Origin of the sequence: Streptomyces sp. ISL-10, from assembly GCF_018614575.1 — a bacterium.
Taxonomy (GTDB): Bacteria; Actinomycetota; Actinomycetes; order Streptomycetales; family Streptomycetaceae; genus Streptomyces.
The window spans coordinates 49,916-67,221 of the sequence record NZ_JAGGOJ010000047.1; the positions used below are offsets into that span (position 1 = coordinate 49,916).

Genomic DNA, 17,306 nt, shown 5'->3' on the forward strand with positions numbered 1-17,306 from the left:
GGTGGTCGGCCCGGACGCCGTCGGGCGGTGTCACATCGGCGGGGAACGCGCCGGTCCCCTTACGCTTTCCGCGACGCGCCGATCTTACTCAACCCCGCGTACGGAGCAAGGAGTTGATGAGGTATCAGGGTGCAGGACCGGCCGGGCCTTGACGGGGACGGCGGCCTGCACCACGCTCTTGCGCAGCGATCAAGGTTTCTTCGAGCGAAGAACGGGGTGACCGTGACAGGCGCTGTGCTCGCCGTCGATCAAGGCACGTCCGGGACGAAGGCGCTGGTCGTCTGCCCGGAGCGGGGCGTCATCGGCAGCGGCTTCGCGCCGGTCGCGCCCCGGTACGGCCCCGGCGGCCGCGTCGAGGTGGACCCCCGCGAACTGCTCTCCTCCGTCGTCGACGCCGGACGCCAGGCACTCGCCCGGGCCGGTGAACCGGTCATGGCCGTCGGCCTCGCCAACCAGGGCGAGACCGTCCTCGCGTGGGATCCCGCCGACGGCGAACCGCTCACCGAGGCGATCGTCTGGCAGGACCGGCGAGCCGCCCCGTTCTGCACCGAACTGGCACCCCACGCCGATGAGTTGAGACAGCTGACCGGACTGCCTCTCGACCCCTACTTCGCCGCTGCGAAAATGGCGTGGATCCGCCGCGAGCTCACCCGCGACGGTGTCGTCACCACCAGCGACTCATGGCTGGTGCACCGGCTCACCGGAGCGTTCGTCACCGACGCCGCCACCGCGGGCCGCACCCAGCTCCTCGACCTCGACAGCACCGACTGGTCGCCGCGCGCCCTCGACATCTTCGGCCTCACCGGCGAACGGCTCCCCGAGGTCGTCGACGCCGACGGCCCGGTCGGGGTCACCACCGCGTTCGGCCCGGGTGTGGCACTCACCGGCCTGCTCGTCGACCAGCAGGCCGCCCTCCTCGCCCAGAGCGTCACCGAACCGGGCACCGCCAAGTGCACCTTCGGCACCGGCGCGTTCCTGCTGGCGCAGACGGGACCGACGCCCCGGCGCGCCACGACCGGCCTCGTCAGCTGTGTCGCCTGGCGGCTCGGCGGCAGCACCAGCTACTGCCTCGACGGCCAGGTGTACACGGCGGCGTCCGCCGTGCGCTGGCTCACCGACCTGGGTGTCATCTCCGGCGCGGCCGACCTCGACCCGGTCGGCTCCGCCGTCCCCGACAGCGGCGGCGTCACCTTCGTGCCCGCACTCGCCGGACTGGCCGCGCCGTGGTGGCGCGGCGATCTGCGCGGCTCGGTCACCGGACTCGGCCTCGACACCGGCCCCGGGCACCTCGTGCGCGCACTGTGCGAGGGCATCGCCGCCCAGGTGGCCGGGCTCACGGACGCGGTGGCCGCCGACCTCGGCAGCCCTGTCACCTCGCTGCGGGTGGACGGCGGGCTCACCCGCTCCGCGCTGCTGATGCAGACCCAGGCCGACCTGCTGCAACGTCCCGTCGAGGTGTCGGCGTTGCCCGACGCGACCGCGCTCGGCGTCGCCGCTGTGGCCCGGCTCGGCACGGATCCGGGACTGACACTGCGGCAGGCCGTTCCGGAGTGGGCGCCGTCCGCCGTGTACGAGCCGCGGATCGGCGCCGCCGAGGCCGCCGAACGGCTCGCGGGCTTCCGCGCCGAGGTGGACGCCCTGCTCGCGCGCTCGCCCGCGACGGCACCCGCCGCATGACGGTCACCACCCGCGGCGCACTGCCCGGCGACGTCCATGACGTGGTCGTCGTGGGCGCCGGGGTCGTCGGCACGGCCATCGCCCGTGAACTGGCCCGGTACGCGCTGCGTACCGCACTGGTGGACGCGAGCGACGACGTCGGCAACGGCACCTCCAAGGCCAACACCGCGATTCTCCATACCGGTTTCGACGCCGTCCCCGGTTCCCTCGAGGCCCGGCTCGTACGCGAGGGACAGCACCGCCTGTCCGCCTACGCCGCCGAGAGCGGCATCCCTGTCGAGCCCGTCGGCGCGCTCCTGGTCGCCTGGGACGAGGAGCAGCTCGCCGCCCTGCCCCGGCTCGCCGAGAAGGCCGTACGCAACGGCTGCCACGACACCCGCCTGCTGGACGCCGCCGCGACGTACCGCAGTGAACCGCGGCTCGGCCCCGGCGCCCTCGGCGCCCTGGAGGTCCCCGGCGAGTCGATCATCTGTCCCTGGACCACGACACTCGCCTACGCGACCCAGGCCGTACACGCGGGAGTCGGGCTCCACCTCAACTGCCGGGTCCGGTCCGTCACCGACGGCTCGTGTCACGAACTGTCCACCGAACGCGGCCCGTTACGCACCCGCTACCTCGTCAACGCGGCCGGGCTGCACGCCGACGAGCTGGACCGGCGGCTCGGCCACGACGACTTCACCGTCACCCCGCGCCGCGGCCAGCTGATCGTCTACGACAAACTCGCCCGCCCCCTCGTCCGCCACATCCTGCTGCCCGTGCCCACGGCACTCGGCAAGGGCGTCCTCGTCGCACCGACCGTGTACGGCAACGTCCTGCTCGGCCCCACCGCCGAGGACCTCGACGACAAGCGGGCGACGGGCTCCACGGCGCAGGGCCTCGACCTGCTGCGCGCGAAGGGCCGGCGCATCCTGCCGGACCTCGTCGACGAGGAGGTCACCGCGGTCTACGCCGGACTGCGCGCCGCCACCGAGCACGAGGACTACCGCATCCACTCACGCCCCGGGCAGCGGTACGTCACCGTCGGCGGCATCCGCTCCACCGGCCTGACGGCCTCCATGGCCATCGCCGCACACGTCGTCGGACTGCTCCGCGACGCCGGACTCGACCTCGGGCCCGTGCGGCCCCTGGACCCCGTGCGCATGCCCAACATCGGGGAGGCGTCCCTGCGCCCGTACCAGCGCGCGGACCTGATCGCCGCCGACCCCGAGTACGGCACGGTCGTGTGCCACTGCGAGCGCGTCACCCGTGGCGAGATCCGCGACGCCCTCGCCGCCACCGTCCCCCCGGCATCACTCGACGGACTGCGGCGCCGCACCCGCGCCCGCGGCGGCCGCTGCCAGGGCTTCTCCTGCGGGGCCGCCGTCCGCGCCCTGTTCGACGCCCACCGCACCCCCGACGCCACGGGCGGAGCCGCCCGATGAGCCGCCGTGAACGGACCGTCGACGTCCTGGTCGTCGGCGCGGGCCCAGCCGGACTCGCCGCGGCCGCGCGGCTCGCCGCCCACGGCGCGGGCCGCGTCGAGGCCGTCGAACGCGAGGAACATCCCGGAGGCGCCCCCCGCCACTGCCCCCACCGGGGCTTCGGCCCGCGCCACCGGCCGGTCGGAGGAGCCTCCTACGCCTGTGGTCTCGCCGACGCCGCGACAGCGGCCGGGGCCGTCCTGCGCACCTCCGCCACCGTCACGGACTGGGCAGGTCCGCGCACACTCGACCTCACGACGCCCACCGGCCTGGAACGCGTCACCGCGCGGGCCGTCGTCCTCGCCACCGGGGCCCGCGAACGTCCCCGCAGCGCCCGCCTGATCCCCGGCACCCGGCCAGACGGCGTACTCACCACCGGTGAACTCCAGCAGTCCGTGCACCGCTACCGGCGCCGCGTCGGCAACCGCGCCGTCGTCGTCGGCTCCGACCCCGTCGCACTGACCGCCGTCCGCACCCTGCGGATGTCCGGCACCCACGTCGTCGCGCTGGTCACCGACCGGGCGCACGGCCCGTTGCAGTCGCCGCGCCATCGCGTCCCGGTCGTCACCGGCACCACGGTGGCCGAGCTGACCGGCCACGCCCGGCTCACCGGCGTACGGCTCCTCGGCCCGGACGGCGCCCTGCGGCTCGTCGCCTGCGACACGGTGGTCCTGACGGGCGACTGGATCCCCGATCACGAACTGGCCAGGCGCGGCGGCGTGCCGCTCGCCCCCGCCACCCGGGGCCCGGCCGTAGACACCGCCCTGCGCACCGAGCGGCCCGGCGTCTTCGCCGCCGGCAACCTGCTGCGCGGCGTCGAGCCCGCCGCCACGGCCGCCGCCGAGGGACGGCACGCAGCCACGGCCGTGCTGCGGTTCCTCAGCGGTGACACACCCTGGCCCGATGCCGGCCCGCCCGTCCTGTGCGAGGCACCGCTGCTGTGGATCACCCCGAACCTCGTCACCGCCGACGGCCGGCCGCCCCCTCACGACCGCTTCCTGGTGCGCACCGCCGAACGGCTGCCCCGCGCGGTCCTCGTCGTCGAACAGGACGGGCGGCTGCTGGACCGGCAGCCGCTGCCCGGCACCGCCGTGCCCGGCCGCGCGATCGGGCTGCGGGCGGGCTGGCTCACCGAGGCCGACCGCGACGGCGGCGCGGTGAGGGTCAGCGCCATGTCCGATTTCCGCCAGCCGTAGGCCGGGGAGCCACTGATACTGGCCGTATGACCCTCGACGGCAGCCGCACCGGGCATCCCGCGGAGCGGACCTATGACATCCGGATGGAGGACAGCAGGTACCAGGCGGTGAGCAGCCGTGACGCCCGCTTCGACGGTGTCTTCTTCTTCGCCGTCTCGACGACCGGCATCTACTGCCGCCCCAGCTGTCCCGCGGTCACGCCCAAACGCCGTAACGTCTCCTTCTTCCGGACCGCCGCCGCCGCCCAGCGCGCCGGATACCGGGCCTGCCGCCGCTGTCGCCCCGACGCCGTGCCCGGCTCCGCCGAGTGGAACGTCCGCGCGGACGTCGTCGGCCGCGCCATGCGGCTCATCGGCGACGGCGTCGTGGACCGCGAGGGCGTCGCCGGACTCGCCGCCCGGCTCGGCTACAGCGCCCGCCAGGTCCAGCGCCAGCTCAACGCCGAACTGGGCGCAGGCCCCATCGCTCTGGCCCGCGCCCAGCGCGGCCACACCGCGCGCGTCCTGCTCCAGACGACCACGCTGCAGGCCGCGGAGATCGCGTTCGCGGCCGGGTTCGCGAGCGTGCGGCAGTTCAACGACACCATCCGCGAGATCTACGCCGCGACCCCGAGCGAACTGCGCTCCCGACGCCCCGGCCGGACCCTCGCGCCGGGCAGCGGCGCGGGCGTCCCGCTGCGGCTCGCTCACCGGGGCCCGTACGCCGCCGAGGACCTGTTCGACCACCTGGCCGCCCGGGCGATCCCCGGTGTCGAGGAGGTCGTCGGCACGAACGGCTCCCGCACCTACCGGCGCACCCTGCGCCTGCCCGGCGGTCCCTCCGTCGCGGAGGTGTCCGAACGGCCGGGTCGGGGAGGCTGGTTGGAGTGCCGCCTGCACCTCGCCGACCTGCGCGACCTGACCACCGCGGCGCAGCGCGTGCGCCGCCTGTTCGACCTGGACGCCGATCCGTGCGCGGTCGGCGAACGCCTCGGTGCCGACCCGGTCCTCGCCCCGCTGGTCGCGGCCCGGCCCGGGCTGCGCGTCCCCGGCACACCGGACCCGCACGAGGCCGCGCTCCGTACTGTCGCCGCTGGTTCCGCCGCGGGTCTGGTGGTGGCGTACGGCGAGCGGCTGTGCGTCCCCAGCGGAGGACTGACCCATCTCTTCCCCCGCGCCGAGAGGCTCACCGAGGCGGGACCGCCCGCCTTGCGCGCCCTGGCCGGCGCCCTCGCCTCCGGCGACCTCGTGCTCGACCCGGGCGCGGACCGCGAGGAGACCGAGCGCCGCCTGCTCGCCCTCCCCGGCATCGACGCCACGGCGGCGGCCCGCATCCGCACCCATGCCCTGGGCGATCCGGACGTCCTGCTGCCGGACACCCCGGCAGTCCCGCCCGGTGCCGACCCGGACCGCTGGCGCCCGTGGAGGTCGTACGCGATGCGGTACCTCGCGCTGCGCCGTCCCGCCCAGGCGGTCGCGGCCGGCTGACGCGCCGAACGGGAGCTGTGCCCGAAGAGGTGAACGAGCCCGCGGCAGCCCGGTGTTGAGCGCAGCCAGGCTCCGCCGTGGGCGTGCGGCCCGGCACCGGCCGCGGACCGTGCTGTCACCCGTTCGGTTCAGCAACGCAGCGACCCGGGACCTCGGCGGGCCCAGAGTGGATGACGTCGCCCATGTCAGTCGCCCATGTCGGTCCCCATGTCATCCGCACCGGGAGCAGCCATGACCTCGTTCAACCGCCGTGACGTCGGACTCTTCGTCCTGCGCGTCGGCACCGGAGCCGTACTCGCCGCCCACGGCGCGCAGAAGCTCTTCGGCTGGTTCGGGGGAGGCGGCCTGGAGGGCACCACCAAGGGAATGGAGGCGATGGGCTTCCACCCGCCCAAGGGGAGCGCACTGGCCGCGGGTCTCGCCGAGACGGGCGGAGGCGTGCTGCTGGCCCTGGGTCTCGCCACCCCGGCCGCCGGCGCCGCCGCGGCGGGGAACATGGCCGGAGCCGTCTCCGTGCACGCGCCGGCGGGCTTCTTCGCGCAGTCGGGCGGTTTCGAGTACCCGGCGTTCCTCGGATTCACCGCGGCGAGCATCGGTGTCGCGGGCCCCGGCCGCTATTCCCTCGACCATGTCACGGGCCACCGCTTCGACCGGCCGTGGACGGTCGCCGCCGCTTTCCTCGCCAGCGCGCTCGCGGCGGCCGCCGTCGTCGGCAAGCGAGCCAAGGACCAGGCGGAGGCTGTGGCGGAGGCGTTTGCGGACCCGGACGCGGACGACGAGGACCCCTACGACGAATGAACCCTTACGACGAATGAACCCCGGCGACGAATGAACCCCGGCGACGGGTGAACCCCTGCGACGAGTGCACCGCCGCGTGTGGCCGTTGCGGCACGTCGCTCAGGACAGGCTCGCCACGACGTCCCGTACCCGCGCGGCCAGCCCGTCCGGCAGCGGGGCGTAGTGGATCCCCGCCAGGTGGTTCTGCCCCTCCTCGCTCGCGGTGTACGTGAGGAAGGACTTCAGGGCGGGGAGCGCCTCGGCCGGCGTGCCCTTGTCGCACACGACCTCGTAGGTGACCTGGACGATCGGGTACGCCCCCGGGGCCCTGGTCGCGTAGTCGAACTCCAACGTCAGGTCCTTGACGCCTCCGCCACCCACCGCCGCGGCGGCGATACCGGCCGACGCCGCCTTCGCCGAGACGCCGACGGGCTCCGGCGCACCGGTGTCCAGCCGGACCGTGGGGATCTTCTCCGCCGCCGCGGAGGACAGCTCGAAGTACCCGATCGCGCCGTCCGTGCCGTACACGTGCGAAGCCACCCCGTCGGAGCCCGCCGCCGAGTGACCCCCCTTCGCCTGCCACGCCTTCTCCGCCTCGTAAGGCCACTGCGCGGGCGCCGCCGCGCCGAGATAGGCGTTGAAGTTCTGCGTCGTTCCCGATCCGTCGGAACGGTGCACGGCGCTGATCGGGGTCGAGGGCAGTTCGGCCCCGGGGTTCAGGCGGCGGATCGCGGGGGCGTCCCAGGTGGTGATCTCCGAGTCGAAGATCTTGGCGAGCGTCGGCGCGTCGAGGACCAGGTCGTCGACACCGTCGAGGTTGTAGCCGATGGCTATGGGCCCGCCGACCATGGGCAGGTCGATGGCCCGGCTGCCCGGGCAGGACCGGCGCGAGGCCTCGACCTCGTCGGGCTTCAGCGCGCTGTCCGTGCCGGCGAGCACCGTGGCCCCGCGCAGGAACTGGGCGATGCCCCCGCCCGAGCCGATGGCCACGTAGCGGATCTGCACACCGGGGCACGCCTGCTGGTACTCGCGCATCCAGTGCTGCATCGCGTTCTGCTGCGCAGTGGAGCCCGACGCCGCCAGCTGTCCCTTTCGGGCGCAGGCGATGGTGCTCGGTGCCTTGTCGGCGGCCCGGTCGGTGTCACCGGCGGCGCCTGCACCGCACGCGGACAACGACGCGATGCCGGCCAAGGCCGCGACTGCCGCGCCGAGTTGACGAAGCCCGTTGATCCGTCGCTGCCGCACCCGCGTTCCCTTCCTGAGCCGGAGACACCGATGCTGTCCGACGCCGATGCTTCTTTGGTGACGTGGAGACGAACAATGGGCGTCACCCAGGTGTTGATCACTCTCCGGATCCGCGTCGAGGGGAGTGCTCGGCCGGCCGCAGAGGTGATGCGGACCGTGCTCGGCACGGCGACCTGCGGGTGCGCGAGGTACGCCTTGTGCGTGCGGATGCACAGGCCGCGCAGCGTCCGGCGCGCCAGTCGCCGGCAGGCTCGCCAGGCCGCGCCCGCGCCCGCACCGCCCTGGAGCGCATCGGAGTCAGCCGGCTCACCCTCGCCCAGAACGTCAGCTTCTTCTGGGCGCGACGTGCGTCCTGTGGATGCGCAACCTCACCACCTGAACGAGGAATCCGGCAGTCCTCGCCCGGCCCCGGTCCGGGCGAGGGCACGCTGCGGACGTCTCGGTCGAGTCCCGAGTGCAGCCGCTGCGGCGCCCGCGCGGCCCCGCGCCCGGGCGCACGGTGCGCAGGCGTGGGCCGCTGCCTTCGACGGCAGCGACCCGACCGCTGTGAGGGCGTGGCGGCAGTGGCTCGCGAGCTCGACGGGCGATACGTCGTCGCGGAGGTCACCGTCTCCGCGACTTCCGTCAGCGGGCGCGGAGACGCTCGACAAGCCTTCCGTGCGCCGCCTGTACGGGCTCCCCGCGATGGACGAGGGCTGCGACCTCGCCGCCGCTCAGACGCCTACGGCCGCGGGCGTCTTCTCCGGCTCGGCGCGGGGCGTGGCCGATGACGATGACGTTCCCGATCCCGTCACCGTGTCGCTCACGCGGTCTTCTCCGGCGCGATCTCCTCGATCAGGCCCTCGACCAGCTTCTTGATCTCGTCGCGGATGGGGCGGACGGCCTCGACGCCCTGGCCGGCCGGGTCCTCCAGCTGCCAGTCGAGGTAACGCTTGCCGGGGAAGACGGGGCAGGTGTCGCCGCAGCCCATCGTGATGCAGACGTCCGACTCCTTGACCGCGTCGACGGTGAGGATCTTCGGCGTCTCGGCGGAGATGTCGATGCCGACCTCGCGCATGGCCTCGACAGCGGCGGGGTTCACGGCGTCGGCGGGCGCGGAGCCGGCCGAGCGGACCTCGACGCGGTCTCCGGCCAGGTGAGTCAGCCACGCGGCGGCCATCTGCGAGCGGCCTGCGTTGTGGACACAGACGAACAGCACGGAGGGCTTCTCGGACATCAGAGATCTCTCTTGTCTCACGAGGAAATCAGGTGCACGTGATGTCAGCACCTGGTGGTGTCAGCCACCACTGATGTGACAGTATCAGTCCATGATGACGTCAGTCGACACTGAACTGATCCGGGTTCTCGCCGACCCGCTCAGGCTCCAGATCGTGACCCTGCTCTCCCGCGAGACCCTGTGCACCACGCACCTGGTGGAGGAGACCGGTGCCAGGCAGACCAACCTCTCCAACCACCTGAGGGTGCTGCGTGAGGCCGGAGTGGTGGAGACCGAGCCGTGCGGTCGCTTCACCTACTACAAGCTGCGTCCGGACGTCATCGCCGCGCTCGCCGGTCAGTTCGCCGAGCTGGCCGAGTCCGCCCGTACCGCTGCCGACAACAAGAGGGCCTGTCCGTGACCCGCACCGAAGCACCCGCGACCACTGAGGATCAGTCGGTCGTCGCGAAGCTGTCGACGCTCGACCGCTTCCTCGCCGTCTGGATCCTGATCGCCATGGGCCTCGGCCTCGGGCTCGGCCGGTTGATCCCCGGCCTCGATGACGCCCTGGCGAAGGTCGAGATCGGCGGCATCTCGCTCCCGATCGCCGTCGGCTTGCTGATCATGATGTACCCGGTCCTGGCCAAGGTCCGCTACGACAAGCTCGACGCCGTCACCGGCGACCGCAAGCTGATGATCTCCTCGCTGGTCATCAACTGGGTCCTCGGCCCCGCGGTGATGTTCGCCCTCGCATGGATCTTCCTGCCGGACCTGCCCGAATACCGCACCGGCCTGATCATCGTCGGCCTCGCGCGCTGCATCGCCATGGTCATCATCTGGAACGACCTGGCCTGCGGAGACCGGGAGGCCGCCGCCGTTCTCGTCGCGCTGAACTCCGTCTTCCAGGTCCTCGCGTTCGGACTGCTGGGCTGGTTCTACCTCGATCTTCTGCCCGGCTGGCTCGGCCTCGGCGACGGCGGATCGCTGGACATCTCCATGTGGAAGATCGCGCTGAACGTCGTCATCTTCCTCGGCATCCCGCTCCTCGCCGGGTTCCTGACCCGTCGTATCGGCGAGAAGAAGCTCGGCCGCGAGTTCTACGAGAACACCTTCCTGCCCAGGATCGGCCCGTGGGCGCTGTACGGACTGCTCTTCACGATCGTCATCCTCTTCGCGCTCCAGGGGAAGACCATCACCTCCCAGCCCCTCGACGTGGCCAGGATCGCCCTGCCGCTGCTGGTGTACTTCGCGGTGATGTGGTTCGGCACCTTCGCCCTCGGCAAGGTGATCGGCCTCGCCTACGACCGCACCGCGACCCTGGCCTTCACGGCCGCGGGCAACAACTTCGAGCTCGCCATCGCGGTCGCCATCGCCACCTTCGGCGTCACATCCGGCCAGGCCCTGTCCGGTGTCGTCGGCCCGCTGATCGAGGTCCCCGTCCTGGTCGCGCTGGTGTACGTGTCGCTGGCCTGGCGCAAGAAATTCGCGGCAGCGGTGCGGTGACGCAGCACGCCGATGTGGTGGTCGTCGGCGGTGGCCAGTCAGGGCTCGCCGCCGGCTACCACCTGCGCCGCCTCGGCGTGGACTTCGTCGTCCTCGACGCGCAGTCCTCGCCGGGCGGCGCCTGGCAGCACACCTGGGACTCCCTGCACCTGTTCTCCCCGGCCGCCTACTCCTCGCTGCCAGGCCGCCTCATGCCGCCGCAGCCCGGTGAGACCTACCCCGACGCGCAGCATGTCGTCGACTACCTCGCCGACTACGAGAAGCGGTACGAACTCCCGGTGCAGCGCGGTGTGCAGGTCCAGGGCGTCCACCGTGACGGCCGGTTCCTGCGCGTCGAGACCGACACCGGCACCTGGCACGCACGGACGGTCGTCAGCGCCACGGGAAGCTGGTCGCGCCCCTTCCTGCCCGCCGTCCCCGGCAGCGCGGACTTCCGGGGCCGCCAACTGCACACCGTCGCCTACCGCAGTCCGCGAGGCTTCGCCGGTCAGCGGGTGATCGTGGTCGGCGGGGGCAACTCCGGTGCGCAGATCGCCGCCGATCTCGCCCTTGCGGGGGTGGAGTTGACGTGGGTGACCCAGCGCGAGCCGCGGTTCCTGGCCGACGACATCGACGGACGCGTCCTCTTCGACGTCGCCACCGCCCGCCGCCGCGCCCTGGATGAAGGCCGCACCGACACCGGCGGCGTCGCCTCGCTCGGCGACATCGTCGCCGTCCCGCCCGTACGCGCGGCACGCGACGCCGGACTCCTCACCGCGCGGCCGATGTTCACCCACCTGACGCCGACCGGCGTCGCATGGGCCGACCGAACCCGCGCCGAAGCCGACGCGATCATCTGGTGCACCGGCTTCCGCCCCGCCCTGTCCCACCTCGCACCCCTCGGACTGCGGGGCACGCGCGGGCACATCCCGACCACCGGTACCCGGGCCACCGGCGAACCTCGCCTGCACCTGCTCGGCTACGGCGACTGGACCGGGCCCGCCTCCGCCACCCTGATCGGCGTCGGCCGCACCGCACGGGACGCGGCACGGCAGCTCGCCGCGCCGCCGGCCGACGGTGCCCTCTGATGCAGGACAGCGTGGCCGCGACGCGCCCGACCCGGGCGGCCACCGCCTCCCGCAACGCTCGAAGCGACCGAGCGCGCGACGCCATGGAGCCGCTGGTGTGTTGACCCACGATGGGTTAACTTAGGTAAGCCTAAGTTAACCTGAAAGGGGATCCGGGATGGGTGCTGCGGACGTCTGCACGGCTCGGCCGACCAATGGTGAGCGCGTTCGCAGCGTGGTGGCTGCAGCGGGGTCCCTGATGGTGGTCACGGACCGGCACAGCTGTGAGCTGGCCGGGCTGCACAGCCTGGACGCGCGCGGGCGTCTGTGTCTGCGGGTGCCGGACGACTGCGCGTTGGCGGCCGAGGTCGCCCTCGCGCCTCGCGGCATTGTGGCGGCACGGCTGAAGTTCACCGACATCGCACCCACTGCTGCGCGCGACCGTGTGCGTGCCCGTGTGACGCTCTCCGGATGGCTGGGTCCCGCCGGCCCCGTGTCCGAGACGCCTGGCGTCGACGTACGTCTGGACATCGCGCATGCCGAGCTGGTGACAGCGGAGGGCACGGTCACCGTCGGGCTCGACGAACTCACCCTTGCCGAGGCGGACCCTCTTGCCGTGCACGAGGCCGACATGCTCACGCACCTCGTCGACGTCCACAGCGACGAAGTCGGCCTGCTCACCCGGCTCGTGGCCCCGAGGCTCATGCAGGGTGTACTGCGCGTCCTCCCTCTCGCCATGGACCGGTACGGGATCACGCTGCGACTTGAGCACGCACACGCGCAACACGATGTACGGCTGCCGTTCGCGGCACCGCTGGGCGATGCGGCGGAGGCCGGCGACCGGGTCCGCACGTTGCTGACGGCGGCACGCGCCTGCCCTCGTCGGCACAGGTCACCGATCCGGCCGTGATCCGGGCGGCGCAGGCGAGGCCATGGTGATCAGGAGGCCGTGGTTGCGGCCGCGCGGTCGTCGGCCGTGGTGACGATCACCACGCCGTCGCCCTGAGCGGAAGCGGAGTCCTCAAGGGCGACGCTGCACGGGAGCCAGGGCGAGGTGCTGGTGCACGCGGCGCAGGAGGGAGCCGAGTTGGGCGCGTTCCGCCTCGGTCAGCGGGGACAGGAGATCGTCGTCCGTTGACGCTATGTCCGCGTTGAGTCGGTTCAGTGCCGCCCTGCCCTCGGGGGTGAGCCGCACGACGACACGGCGGCGGTCGGCCGTGTCGCGGACACAGTCGACATGCTGGGCCTTGGTCAGGTCGTTCACAATCTTGACCAGGTCGCTCTGATTCATGTCCAGCCGGGATGCCAGAGTGCCCTTGGACTGCGGTCCGATATCCGCCAGCAGGGCCAGCACGGTCAGATGCCACAGCCGCAGGCCACGGGCGGTCAGCTTCTCCGAGAGCCTGCGCCGCGCCGCCTTGCCGATCGCGTACATGAGGTAGGCGTTGAGACGCAGAACGCTGGGCGATGTCGTGCTGATGGCCGACGGCCCGGACTCGTTGTTCTTGTCGTCGGGCGCCGGCGCAGTGTGTACGGCGGCACCCGCCACGTCTGCGCCTTCCGGTGTCACCGACTCGATCGTCAGATCGGCGTCCGCCATGGCGCGGAGGACCTGGGCCCAGTCGGTCGGCAGGTTCGACAGCCCGATGAAGGCGAATTTGGCACCCGAGGGATCGTGAGCCGTCCCTGAGAAGACCGGCTGTTCCATTGCTCTCCCACTCTCTTCGTGCGGCCGGGGGAACATGCCGGCACGGGAGGCATTTCGCCGCCCCGCCTGCCACGCGGCATGCCGCCGACCGCTCGGCCGCGAACGCGTGTACGTGAACGTCGCCGCCGTGCGGATCAGGTGATCCACACGGCGGTGACGGCCGGTCAGCCCCGGGCCGTGGTGGGGTGCCGGCAGACTCTTCGGCCGAACGCGGTCAGAGACGGCTCGTGAGGTAGCCGCCCATCGAGGTGAAGTAGTCGGTCGCGGGCATCTCCTCGCCGTCCTCCGTGCGTATCCGGGTGATGGCGAGGCCGTGGTTGCGGCCGGTGCGGGCGTCGGCTCCGGAGACGATCACCACACCGTCGCCCTCGCGGTAGAAGATGCGGCCGGGGGTGCCGCCGTAGCGGCCCTCGGACACGAATGCTGCCAGGATCTCCAGTCGCTTGCCCTTGTGGAAGGTGAAGGCGCTCGGATACGGGGCGGACTGGGCGCGGACCAGGCGTTCGAGGTCCTCGGCGGGCCAGTTCCAGTCGATGCGGATGTCCTCGGCGGACCGCTTGTGGAAGAAGCTCGCCTGGGAGCGGTCCTGCTTGGTGAAGTCGGAGCGCCCGGACGCGATGAGGTCGAGCGCTCCGGTCGTGACCGGGGCGATGAGGTCGACCGTCTTGTGGAACAGGTCGGTGGCGGTGTCCTTCGGCCCGACCGTCACCCCGCGCTGGAGCACGATGTCGCCGGCGTCGAGCTCGTCGTCCATCATGTGCGCGGTGACGCCGACTTCGCGCTCGCCGTTGATCAGCGCCCAGATCAGCGGCGAGAAGCCGGCGTACTTCGGCAGCAGCGAGTCATGGACGTTCAGGGTGCCGTGGCGGGGCAGGCCGAAGATGCGCGGGGGAATCCACGTGCGCCAGTTGTTGGCCACGATGATGTCCGGGTCCGCGTCCTTGAGCCGTGTGAACAGCTCCTCGTCGTCGGGACGGTTGCGGATCAGTACGGGCACACCGTGCTCTTCGGCGAGGTCGGCGACCGAGTCGCTCCAGATCTTCTCGTACGCATGCTCGCTCTTGGGGTGTGTCACCACCATCACGACGTCGTGTTCGGAGTCCAGGAGGGCTTGCAGGGTCCGATGTCCCCAGGTCTGATAACCGAACATGACGACCCGCATGGGTGTTCCTCCTCAGAGCGGTGATGGATCAGCATTAAGTAAAGCAAGCCTTACCTAACAGTGCAACGAGGTCCCATATGGGCGGCGTTCGCACCCATGGTCCACCGCTTGTCCGTTTTGCCCGGTCGACACGGCTCCCCAGATCAGGTTAGCTTTACCTAAGTTCCGCACGGCCGCCGCTTTTCGGTGTGCCCTGCTGCCGTTCCCCAACGCCTGACAAGCGGCTGCCCCGCACGATGGGAGTGACATGTCACAGGCTCTTCCTGACGACGCACCTCTGATCCACGACCTCATAGGCATCGGCTTCGGGCCGTCCAATGTGGCCATGGCGATTGCGCTCAGCGAGCACAACGCAAGCGTCGGAAGGCAGGAGGCGGTCACTGCTCACTTCTTCGAGCGGCAACCGCACTTCGGCTGGCACCGCGGCATGCTGATCGACGACGCCACCATGCAGGTGTCTTTCCTCAAGGACCTTGTGACGCTGCGCAATCCGGCGAGCGAGTACAGCTTCCTGTGCTACCTGAAGAGCAAGGGGCGGTTGATCGACTTCATCAACCACAAGAACCTCTTCCCTCTGCGGGTCGAGTTCCACGACTACTTCGAGTGGGCCGCGGCCAAGGTGGACGACATGGTGTCCTACGGGCACGAGGTCGTCGCCGTCCAGCCCGTCGTAGAGGACGGAGTGGTGCAGTACGTGGACGTGACGGCCCGTTCGGGGGCGGAGCTGGTCGTCCACCGGGCCCGCAACCTCGTGATCGGCACCGGTCTGCGGCCACAGATGCCGGAGGGTGTCGAGCGAACGGACCGGATCTGGCACAACTCCGACCTGCTGGCACGTGTCGATGGGCTGAAGGACGCCGATCCGTCACGCTTCATCGTGGTCGGAGCCGGACAGAGCGCCGCGGAGAACGTGGCCTACCTGCACCGGCGTTTCCCCGAGGCCGAGGTCTGCGCGGTCTTCTCCCGCTACGGCTACAGCCCCGCGGACGACAGCAGCTTCGCCAACCGGATCTTCGACCCCGAAGCGGTCGACGAGTTCTTCACGGCGCCTGAAGACGTCAAGCGCAAGCTGATCGACTACCACGGCAACACGAACTACTCCGTGGTCGACATCGACCTGATCGACGACCTTTACCGGCAGGAGTACCAGGAGAAGGTCCTCGGCACGCAGCGTCTGCGGTTCCTCAAGGTGTCCCGGCTCACCGATGTCGTCGAGACCCCCGACAAGGTCCGCACGACGGTCGAGTCGCTGGTCACCGGCGAGAAGACACCGCTGGACGCCGATGTCCTCGTCTACGCCACCGGATACCGGTCGGCCGATGCCCTCGGACTCCTCGGTGATGTCGAGGCGTACTGCCACCGCGACGACGACGGCCGTGTCCGCGTCGAGCGTGACTACCGCATCGAGACCGATCCCGAACTTCAGTGCGGTATCTACCTGCAGGGCGGTACCGAGCACACGCACGGCATCACGTCGTCGCTGCTGTCGAACACCGCTGTCAGGGTCGGCGACATCCTTCAGTCGGTCATCGACCGGGGTCAGGAGCCGGTCACCGGATCCCGGCACGCCGCCGACGAAATCGGCTCGACCCTCTGATCAGGCCTCCCCCCACAGTCCCGCCTGCCCGGTGGTCGTCGCCACCGGGCGGATGTGACGCGCACCGTGAATCCCCCGTGAAAGGAAACACCCGTGTCCGTTGGTACACGCCCCGGTCTGACGAGGATCGTCAGACACCTCCCCCGCGTGGCTGTGGCCGCAGTCGCCGCGCTGGTGCTGAGCGCCTGTGGTGGCGGCGAGAAGGCCGATTCCAAGCCGTCCGAGAAGGAGAGCGCGAAGTCGGCGGCTTTCCCGGTCACGGTGGAGCACAAGTACGGCAGCACGACGATCGAGTCGGAGCCGGAGAAGGTCGTCACCCTCGGTCTGTCGGATCAGGACGCGGTGCTGGCGCTGGGTGTCAAGCCGGTCGGCTCGGTGGACTGGTTCAAGGAGCAGCCGTACGGCAAGTGGCCGTGGACCAAGGAGCTTTGGGGCTCCAAGCCGCCGCAGATCGTGGGTGAGCGCGACGAGTACAACATGGAGAAGATCGCGGCCCTCAAGCCGGATCTGATCGTGGCGCAGTACTCGGGCATGAAGAAGGAGCAGTACGACACGCTGTCCAAGATCGCCAAGGTGGTTGCCCAGCCCAAGGGCCACGAGGACTACCAGGCGCCGTGGCAGGTCATGACCAAGCAGATCGGCAAGGCCCTGGGCAAGGACGCCGAGACCGAGAAGCTGATCGCCGGCATCGACGCGCGCTTCAAGGCCGTCCGCGACAAGCACCCCGAGTGGAAGGGCAAGACGGTCACCGTCGGCGAGCCCTATGAGCCGGGCAAGTTCTCCGCGTTCTCGCCCAAGGACCCCAAGGTCATCTTCCTGAGCGAGATGGGCTTCACCACCTCCGAGGCGTACCGCAAGGCGCTCGGCAAGGAGAACATCGCCGACCTCAGCTCGGAGCGTTTCGACGTCATGGAGGCCGACCGGACGGTGTGGCTGGGCACTCCTGAGACGGAGAAGCTCATGAAGGCAGACCCGCTCTACAAGAAGACCAAGGTGCACCAGGAGAAGCGGGACCTGTTCCTGCCCTACGACAGCCCGGACATCGGCGCCGCGCTCTCCTTCAACACGGTGCTGTCGATCCCGTACGCCATCGACCAGGTCGTACCGATGCTCGAGGCCATCAAGTAGGAGCGCCACAGCGTCTCCCGCACGCTGTAGCTCCCTCCACCTCCACCTCCACCTCACGCCCGCCCGGTGGCCGTCTCCCGCCGGGCGGGCGTGGCACGCACCGCCACACAACGACTCACCACTGACGCACAACCAGGGAAAGGTCA

General features: G+C 71.1%; 15 protein-coding genes. 11 read left to right on the forward strand and 4 right to left on the reverse strand.

What is annotated here, in order from left to right:
- Positions 1-222: 222 nt before the first annotated feature.
- From J7E88_RS34255 to J7E88_RS34275, 5 genes are all read left to right on the forward strand, one after another.
- Complete coding sequence (locus J7E88_RS34255) at positions 223-1,677, forward strand: FGGY family carbohydrate kinase (RefSeq protein ID WP_215187398.1); 1,455 nt, start codon at positions 223-225, stop codon at positions 1,675-1,677.
- Positions 1,674-3,098: an FAD-dependent oxidoreductase gene (locus J7E88_RS34260; RefSeq protein WP_215187399.1), complete on the forward strand. Its 1,425-nt coding sequence runs from the start codon at positions 1,674-1,676 to the stop codon at positions 3,096-3,098. Before J7E88_RS34255 ends, J7E88_RS34260 begins: the two co-directional genes overlap by 4 nt.
- Positions 3,095-4,333: an NAD(P)/FAD-dependent oxidoreductase gene (locus J7E88_RS34265; RefSeq protein WP_215187400.1), complete on the forward strand. Its 1,239-nt coding sequence runs from the start codon at positions 3,095-3,097 to the stop codon at positions 4,331-4,333. The genes J7E88_RS34260 and J7E88_RS34265 overlap by 4 nt, the downstream gene beginning before the upstream one ends.
- 26 nt (positions 4,334-4,359) lie before the next feature.
- Complete coding sequence (locus J7E88_RS34270) at positions 4,360-5,799, forward strand: bifunctional transcriptional activator/DNA repair enzyme AdaA (RefSeq protein ID WP_215187401.1); 1,440 nt, start codon at positions 4,360-4,362, stop codon at positions 5,797-5,799.
- A 231-nt stretch (positions 5,800-6,030) separates the two neighbouring features.
- Positions 6,031-6,597, forward strand: a complete 567-nt coding sequence (locus tag J7E88_RS34275; protein WP_215187402.1) for a DoxX family protein — start codon at positions 6,031-6,033, stop codon at positions 6,595-6,597.
- Between the two features lie 99 nt (positions 6,598-6,696).
- Here J7E88_RS34275 and pstS read toward each other — a convergent pair whose 3' ends face one another.
- Both pstS and J7E88_RS34285 read right to left on the reverse strand, forming a co-directional pair.
- A complete protein-coding gene (gene pstS / locus J7E88_RS34280) occupies positions 6,697-7,821 on the reverse strand; it encodes a phosphate ABC transporter substrate-binding protein PstS (RefSeq protein WP_215187403.1) in 1,125 nt (374 codons plus the stop codon).
- 802 nt (positions 7,822-8,623) lie between these two features.
- A complete protein-coding gene (locus J7E88_RS34285; RefSeq protein ID WP_215187404.1) occupies positions 8,624-9,037 on the reverse strand; it encodes an arsenate reductase ArsC in 414 nt (137 codons plus the stop codon).
- A gap of 91 nt (positions 9,038-9,128) precedes the next feature.
- Here J7E88_RS34285 and J7E88_RS34290 point away from each other — a divergent pair, with 91 nt between their 5' ends.
- The 4 genes from J7E88_RS34290 (at position 9,129) to J7E88_RS34305 (ending at position 12,475) form a co-directional block, all read left to right on the forward strand.
- Positions 9,129-9,437, forward strand: coding sequence for a helix-turn-helix transcriptional regulator (locus tag J7E88_RS34290; protein ID WP_215187405.1), 309 nt, complete (start codon positions 9,129-9,131; stop codon positions 9,435-9,437).
- Positions 9,434-10,519 carry an ACR3 family arsenite efflux transporter gene (arsB, locus tag J7E88_RS34295; RefSeq protein WP_215187406.1) on the forward strand — a complete coding sequence of 362 codons (1,086 nt, stop codon included), beginning with the start codon at positions 9,434-9,436 and terminating at the stop codon, positions 10,517-10,519. The genes J7E88_RS34290 and arsB overlap by 4 nt, the downstream gene beginning before the upstream one ends.
- Positions 10,516-11,586 carry an ArsO family NAD(P)H-dependent flavin-containing monooxygenase gene (locus tag J7E88_RS34300; protein WP_215187407.1) on the forward strand — a complete coding sequence of 357 codons (1,071 nt, stop codon included), beginning with the start codon at positions 10,516-10,518 and terminating at the stop codon, positions 11,584-11,586. The genes arsB and J7E88_RS34300 overlap by 4 nt, the downstream gene beginning before the upstream one ends.
- A gap of 157 nt (positions 11,587-11,743) precedes the next feature.
- A complete protein-coding gene (locus tag J7E88_RS34305; RefSeq protein ID WP_215187408.1) occupies positions 11,744-12,475 on the forward strand; it encodes a DUF2470 domain-containing protein in 732 nt (243 codons plus the stop codon).
- A gap of 111 nt (positions 12,476-12,586) precedes the next feature.
- Here the strand turns inward: J7E88_RS34305 and J7E88_RS34310 are convergent, their stop codons facing one another.
- The gene (locus J7E88_RS34310) at positions 12,587-13,273 is read right to left on the reverse strand and encodes a MarR family winged helix-turn-helix transcriptional regulator (RefSeq protein WP_215187409.1); all 687 of its coding nucleotides are present in this window, start codon (positions 13,271-13,273) and stop codon (positions 12,587-12,589) included.
- A 214-nt stretch (positions 13,274-13,487) separates the two neighbouring features.
- Positions 13,488-14,435: a methionyl-tRNA formyltransferase gene (locus J7E88_RS34315; RefSeq protein WP_215187410.1), complete on the reverse strand. Its 948-nt coding sequence runs from the start codon at positions 14,433-14,435 to the stop codon at positions 13,488-13,490.
- A gap of 247 nt (positions 14,436-14,682) precedes the next feature.
- On the opposite strand from J7E88_RS34315, the gene J7E88_RS34320 reads away from it, so the two are divergent.
- Together J7E88_RS34320 and J7E88_RS34325 are read left to right on the forward strand one after the other, a co-directional pair.
- Positions 14,683-16,032: a lysine N(6)-hydroxylase/L-ornithine N(5)-oxygenase family protein gene (locus J7E88_RS34320; protein ID WP_215187411.1), complete on the forward strand. Its 1,350-nt coding sequence runs from the start codon at positions 14,683-14,685 to the stop codon at positions 16,030-16,032.
- A gap of 93 nt (positions 16,033-16,125) precedes the next feature.
- Positions 16,126-17,160, forward strand: a complete 1,035-nt coding sequence (locus J7E88_RS34325) for an iron-siderophore ABC transporter substrate-binding protein (RefSeq protein ID WP_215187412.1) — start codon at positions 16,126-16,128, stop codon at positions 17,158-17,160.
- The last annotated feature ends 146 nt before the right edge of the window (positions 17,161-17,306 follow it).